The organism is Bradyrhizobium sp. AC87j1 (genome assembly GCF_002936975.1).
Taxonomy (GTDB): Bacteria; Pseudomonadota; Alphaproteobacteria; order Rhizobiales; family Xanthobacteraceae; genus Bradyrhizobium; species Bradyrhizobium shewense.
The window spans coordinates 1-1,405 of sequence record NZ_PTFE01000228.1 but is presented as its reverse complement, the minus strand read 5'-3'; the positions used below and the strand labels follow the sequence as shown (position 1 = coordinate 1,405).

Below are 1,405 nucleotides of genomic sequence, written 5' to 3'. Positions count from 1 at the left end.
ATGCGTTTTATTTGGGGTTCTGAATCCATGGGCGACCATGATTCGGGATCTGATGATTGGCGGTGCGTCGGTTGAAGATACGCTGACGCTGTGGGCTTCGTCGTTGCGAGATGTAAAGCAACGCATCCGTCGGCTGTTTGCGCAGGAGCGGGTCGCGGCCTCGGCGGGGCAGTTTCTCGACGGACTGTTGGGCAACGAGCCGCGCAAGACGGGTTGGATGCGGGCGGAGGCAGCCGGCGATCCAGGCCCGTGGCGCCAGCAGGCGATCCTGGGCCGGGGGCAGTGGGACGCCGACGCGCTGCGCGACATTGTCCGTGAGTACGCGCTGGAAACCGCTGGCCGATGAGGACGCGGTTCTGATCATCGATGAGACCGGCTTTTTGAAGCAGGGCAAGGCCTCGTGCGGGGTCGCACGCCAGTACACTGGCTCGGCGGGCAAGACCACCAATTGCCAGATCGGAGTTTTCGCCTCCTACGTGTCGCGGCATGGCCATGCCTTCATCGATCGGGCACTCTACCTGCCAAAGGAATGGACGGACGAACCCGTTCGCCTGAGGGCCGCGCACGTCCCAAGTGATGTGGGCTTTGCCACGAAGCCCAAGATCGCGCGTCGAATGATCGCTCGTGCGATCGCCGCCAAGGTGCCATTCTCGTTCGTGGCGGCGGACAGGGTGTATGGCACGGGTAAGATCGAAACCCTGCTGCGCAAGGCGGGCAAAGGCTACGTTCTGGGTGTTGCTTCCAATCAGGTGTTCCGTTCCTGGGGCAAGCCGCAGCCTGTCGCCGGCACCGCCTCCGAGATCGCGCAGAGCCTTCCCAAGAAAGCCTGGCGCCGCATGCCGTCCGGCGAAGGGACCAAAGGTCCGCGCTGGCACGCCTGGGCCTATCTTGAGCTGGCCGATCTTGACGCCAGTGACTACGACGACGCCCTTGCCGGGGAATGGACGCGGGGTCTTCTGATCCGCCGCAACATTGCCGACGGCAGCTTGGCCTTCTTCTCCACATGGTGCCCCAAGGGCACGTCCATACAGAAGCTGGCATCGGTGGAAGGCCATCGCTGGGCCATTGAGGACAGCTTCGAAACCGCCAAGAACGAGCTCGGCCTTGATCACAACGAAAGCCGCTCCTGGCATGGCTGGCATCGCCATATGTCACTCCTCATGCTGGCCTTCGCCATGATGGCCGTCATCCGTCATCGGGCCAATGCTGAGCCAGCACTCAAAAAAACGCGACGCCGGCGCACCAAACGTCGTTCCTGATCCGCTGGTCGATCCAGGAAATCCGTCGCATCGCCATCAAGCTCGCTCAACGGCGCATCTCGATCGACCGAGTTCTCGCATGGTCGCTCTGGCGCCGAGCTCACCAGGCCGAAGCTCGCCGCGCCCACCTCAGACGAAAACTGCAA

At 62.8% G+C, this 1,405-nt stretch carries 1 pseudogene; it reads left to right on the top strand.

The features are described from left to right. The first annotated feature begins 37 nt into the window (after nucleotides 1–37). Nucleotides 38–1,259, top strand: a pseudogene (locus CV770_RS40970) (IS701 family transposase). The last annotated feature ends 146 nt before the right edge of the window (nucleotides 1,260–1,405 follow it).